The 4,609-nt window shown below is 51.5% G+C and carries 4 protein-coding genes, 3 tRNA genes and 1 rRNA gene; 2 read left to right on the top strand and 6 right to left on the bottom strand.

The window, feature by feature from the left end; genetic code table 11:
- Positions 1–866 precede the first annotated feature (866 nt).
- Together FJV47_RS16795 and FJV47_RS16790 are read left to right on the top strand one after the other, a co-directional pair.
- The gene (locus tag FJV47_RS16795) at positions 867–1,097 is read left to right on the top strand and encodes a hypothetical protein (protein ID WP_370515041.1); all 231 of its coding nucleotides are present in this window, start codon (positions 867–869) and stop codon (positions 1,095–1,097) included.
- On the top strand, positions 1,049–1,252 hold the full coding sequence (locus FJV47_RS16790; protein ID WP_370515040.1) for an MmcQ/YjbR family DNA-binding protein: 204 nt from the start codon (positions 1,049–1,051) through the stop codon (positions 1,250–1,252). Before FJV47_RS16795 ends, FJV47_RS16790 begins: the two co-directional genes overlap by 49 nt.
- A gap of 510 nt (positions 1,253–1,762) precedes the next feature.
- On the opposite strand, the gene FJV47_RS11890 is transcribed toward FJV47_RS16790, so the two are convergent.
- The 6 genes from FJV47_RS11890 to rrf form a co-directional block, all read right to left on the bottom strand.
- A complete protein-coding gene (locus tag FJV47_RS11890) occupies positions 1,763–1,909 on the bottom strand; it encodes a hypothetical protein (protein ID WP_159613292.1) in 147 nt (48 codons plus the stop codon).
- Between the two features lie 190 nt (positions 1,910–2,099).
- Positions 2,100–2,172, bottom strand: a tRNA-Glu gene (locus FJV47_RS11885).
- A 48-nt stretch (positions 2,173–2,220) separates the two neighbouring features.
- Positions 2,221–2,292, bottom strand: a tRNA-Gln gene (locus tag FJV47_RS11880).
- 249 nt (positions 2,293–2,541) lie between these two features.
- Positions 2,542–2,618, bottom strand: a tRNA-Pro gene (locus tag FJV47_RS11875).
- A 107-nt stretch (positions 2,619–2,725) separates the two neighbouring features.
- On the bottom strand, positions 2,726–4,105 hold the full coding sequence (locus FJV47_RS11870; protein WP_159613290.1) for an FAD-binding oxidoreductase: 1,380 nt from the start codon (positions 4,103–4,105) through the stop codon (positions 2,726–2,728).
- A 297-nt stretch (positions 4,106–4,402) separates the two neighbouring features.
- Positions 4,403–4,519 (bottom strand): 5S ribosomal RNA (gene rrf, locus FJV47_RS11865).
- Between the last annotated feature and the right edge of the window lie 90 nt (positions 4,520–4,609).

Here is a 4,609-nt window from a genome sequence, read left to right as displayed (position 1 = left end):
CTTGGCACACTATTGAGTTCTCAAACAACAAACACTTACCGGTTCTCCGTAGATTCATAATTGAATTACGTTATCGTCCAGCGTTATAGATTTTCAGAATTTAGCGCTCAAAACTAATTGAGCTTTTCTGAGTGATTGTCGCCCGAATCGGTGCCAGCTTTGAAGCTGACCTCCTTGCGGCGACAGATAAAAACTATACACGGGTTTTGAGGCCGTTACAAATCGGATAGCCTCTTTTTGGCGTGACTGTCGTTACATGTTGTTTCCCTGGGTTGCTGCGAGTACAAACGGGCTGTCAGACGGGAAGCCATTGGTGTTGGTTGGGCCAGATATCTGACTATGCAGACTACTCCTGCTCATCGGTTCATAGGGCATCAATCAGTTCCAACGATTGATGCGGAGGTCTAACCACCCTCGAGTAACCAGCAGCGCAGGGGATGAATCAGCTGGTAGCTCCAGGATCCTGACAGGAGCGCATCGTTGACATTGCGGTTGCGTCGTCTGAGGTTGCTCAAAATATGAAGAACGAGTCTTCCTGCATACGGTTAAACGACGTCGCTGCCGGGTGGATATGCAGCGCCGATACTCGGTACCTGGAAAACCGGAGATTTTCTCCTGCCTCTACCGCCGTACGAAAAACTCCGCAAATGCATATGTCCTCATGAATCCGCTTGCTACAGTGAGGCTCCCGTTCAACGAGCAAGTTTCAGAGTCGCAACTATCAAGCCACCAGTAATTGCGAGTCGTAGTCCGTCACCGCCTGCGACCGTATAGCAATACCTCCATACGGAGATCTCAGTATGCAGTAGCCAGCGATACCTCTCAGCACATCGATCTGCCTAGGCACTGACTGTTAGCGTTGAGCAATGACTTACCTTGACATTGTGCAGCTAGCCCGTGAAAAGGGCGAGCAGCTTCCGGAATCCATGCTCGAATACCCTTTTGGGCCGGACTGGGATGTCTTCAAGATCAGCGGCAAAGTATTCATGCTGATCGCCGAGGTAACCGATTCCCAAACCTCATTCTCAAAGCTGCGCCCGAAGATGCCTTGGCACTTCGGGATCAATACGAACAAGTCACCCCTGGCTACCACATGAACAAGAATCACTGGATCACTCTCAACCCCGGCCAGACGCTCACTTCGCAACTCGTCGACGATCTGGTCACCGAGTCATACTTACTGGTCGTCGAAAAGCTACCACGTGCACGCCAACCAGTGGATCCGAATCAATTTGGGAATCGGGAGCAGTGACATTTCCAAACATGGGTTTCCACGAGCAAGCGGAGAGTGCGCCTTAGTCATCGATGGTCTGACAGCTAGTTCCCTTCCAAACCCGCAGATCTTGGGGATCGAAGAACGATCCACTTGATCCTCACAGAGAACAATTCTGAATTTCGCATCATCACGGCGATGGGTGGCGATGGCTATGGGGCAGGTCTAAGACGGAGCCTTGTCGAAGAATTGATTCATGATCCCTACGATCCAGGCCCGCTGGCAAGAAGCGTCAGCGCTGTAGTACTTAGAAGGAAATCGTCGATTGCCTCGTGCACAGCAAGATCCCTTACTGTCCGCAGATTACTGATTGCACGATCCGAAAACCCAATGTCGACGGCGGGCGAACCTTGACCGGGCGCCCGACCACAACCTCGGATCCCCTAGACACACAACCATTCCAGCGGCCTAACCAATAATGCTCACGATCAACGGCGCTTCTATCCGGGTTGGATTGTTCCGCAGTGATTAGACAACGGCACCCAGACATCAGGTTACGATTTTGCCGAGAACTGTTGTATCGATGAGAGGTTCAGCGATAGTGATAAATGATGTGCGCACTGCAATCGTCGTTGAAGTTGCTGCACTGAAAACCACTTTCGCTTGCTCATCAGGGCCGCCGGTCTCTTTAGCCATAGAGCTACTACGTTAGTAAAGAGCACAGGGTCCGAACCGTTAAGAAGCCTGATTCGCAGATTGCTACGATCAGCTCCGATTGAACGAACCAGCAACTACAGGCTCGAGTTTGAAGACGCAGTCGCAACGGAATGAGACTACCCTGTAGATACGCAAAAACCCCCGCCGAAGCGAGGGTTTTTGTTACATGTGACCCCAACGGGATTCGAACCCGTGTTGCCGCCGTGAGAGGGCGGAGTACTAGGCCGCTATACGATGGGGCCGTACGCTGAAGACGAATCTTCAACTCACCAAGTTGCCTTGGTGAAGCGCTGGGATACCAGGACTCGAACCTAGAATGACGGAACCAGAAACCGTTGTGTTGCCAATTACACCATATCCCAATGTGACTTAGTTTTCGCTAACCAAGCGGACGAACCCGCTAGCTACGAATGCCTTAGCACGAGATATAACTATACCTAAAAAGTTCCGCGAACGCACATCCTGAGCGCCGATACTCGAGTGATCTGTGGCTCGTTCGACCACGTGGCACGTTCATCGGCCAGCGAGGGCCACCAACACCAAGATATTTCAGCTGACAGTTATCAAAAAGAGGAACCCCTGCGGATGCAAGGGTTCCTCAATCTTGTCACTGGTCGGGATAACAGGATTTGAACCTGCGACCTCGTCGTCCCGAACGACGCGCGCTACCAAACTGCGCCATATCCCGTGATCAAAGACGATTTCACTCTACACCCCCAATATTCCCTACTCATAATCGCGACCTTGTTTCAGAACTAGCTGAATTTACGACTAGTTCGCTTGGGTCCAACGACTTCAGATCGCCTTTCCTGGATTGAGAATATTCAACGGATCAAGCAAGTTTTTGATCGATCGTTGAAGATTCATGACCTCCTCGGATTGCTCCCACGGGAGCCAATCCTTTTTGATGAGCCCTACACCATGCTCGCCAGTGATGGTCCCACCGAGTTCAATCGCAATCCGAACTGAGCTCTCCACTGCACGTCTGAGTCGGACCAACGGTTCATCGCCGTCACCAGGAGTTACCGAAAATGTAGGGTGCAAGTTGCCGTCCCCGACATGCGAGATCATTCGCATATCAACGCGTTCGGCATTCGCAATCAGCTGTAGTCGTCGAACGTATTCAACCATTCTGCTCTTTGGAATCGCGACGTCTTCTCCTGTGCGGTACGCGTCGTCTTTTGTATCCCCACGGCTGGTTCGGCGCATTTCAATAAGTTGGGTCGCCTCGATGGCGCCACCAGCGCTCATCTCTACATCGCGGTTAACGAACACTTTACGTATAGCCTCTTCTTCGCGAATAGCACCATATCCGTCGAGCCGTGCAAGAACCATGGCACCGCCAGAAAGCGAATAACTCGTTGAGTACTGTTCGTCGAGAATCGTCAACGTTGCGTGATCAATCAGCTCAAGGATGGCAGGTTGAATTCTGGCCCGCGCAATCAGTTGGACACCATGAACGGCTTCCTCAAGTGTGGGGAACAGCAACGAGATATCTCGTTCGTCCACCGGCAAGTATCGCAGCCGAACGACTGCGCGCACGACGACACCCAATGTGCCTTCGGAACCGGTAAATAGTGCAGTCAGGTCATACCCGGCTACACCCTTAAAAGTATTTTTGCCAACGCGAATCAATCGTCCATCAGACAGTACGACGTCGAGAGACAAAACAGAATCACGAGTTACACCGTACTTTGCGCAACGAAGCCCACCGGCGTTCGTCGCAATGTTGCCACCCAAAGTCGACATCTTGTAACTGGCAGGATCAGGCGCATACATCAGGCCATACTCTTCGACAGCTGAATTCAGCTCGTGGTTAATTACGCCAGGTTCGACTACCGCAACTTCATCCTCCGGCCGGATTTCAATGATTCGATTCATATGGCTCAAATTCAGGACCACGGCTACTCCACGAACGTGGATCCCACCTGAAACACCGGTGCCGGCCCCGCGGCTGATAACTGGAATGCGAAGTTCCGTGGCCACTTTCATGACGTGTTGCACCTGTTCGACGCTTTCAGGAAACACGACCGCGAGTGGCGGTATTGGATCTTCAGAGAGCTGGCCAAAGTCTCTCGAATTATCAGCAAGCACTTGCTCGTCTTGGACAACTAAAGCAGCAGGCAACTTTGCTCTCAGCTTTTCGAAAAGGTTAGCTTGAATATCAGACACCATTGTCTCCACCGTCCTAGAAAATTCGAATCTATTCTTGAGACTACGGCCAAACGCAATCGCTCGAAAATTCGTGACTAGCTAACATCCTGGAATGGGCAGCTACAGAAATGGATGTGCCATCACAGTTAACTAGTGGTCTTTAAGCAGGGAAAGAAGCCAAGCCCAAGCCTGACCCCTACCCCAACAACAACCAACACCAGCACCGCCACCAACAGCAGTACCATAGTGCTGGTTAAATGGGTGAGGCCCTGAACACTTCCGTGTCAGGGCCTCAAACCACTCATCTATATAAGTTAAGTCCGGCGGTGACCTACTCTCCCACACCCTCACGAGTGCAGTACCATCGGCGCAATGGGCCTTAGCTTCCGGGTTCGGTATGGGACCGGGCGTTTCCCCCACGCTATGACCGCCGTAACAATCACGAAGCACACAAACCATCATCCTGGTTACGTGTTTTCCGGTGTTAAAACGTCTTGTGTTTTGTTTTGTGGTTGTCGAGTTGTT

This window comes from Glutamicibacter sp. JC586, assembly GCF_009805585.1.
GTDB lineage: Bacteria > Actinomycetota > Actinomycetes > Actinomycetales > Micrococcaceae > Glutamicibacter.
This window is presented reverse-complemented; position numbering and strand designations above follow the sequence as displayed.

What these genes read in the sequence shown, in the direction of transcription:
- FJV47_RS16795 (WP_370515041.1), top strand. Translation starts at nt 867, where the DNA reads ATGACTTACCTTGACATTGTGCAGCTAGCCCGTGAAAAGGGCGAGCAG.
- FJV47_RS11890 (WP_159613292.1), bottom strand. Translation starts at nt 1,909, where the DNA reads ATGGCTAAAGAGACCGGCGGCCCTGATGAGCAAGCGAAAGTGGTTTTC.
- FJV47_RS11870 (WP_159613290.1), bottom strand. Translation starts at nt 4,105, where the DNA reads ATGGTGTCTGATATTCAAGCTAACCTTTTCGAAAAGCTGAGAGCAAAG.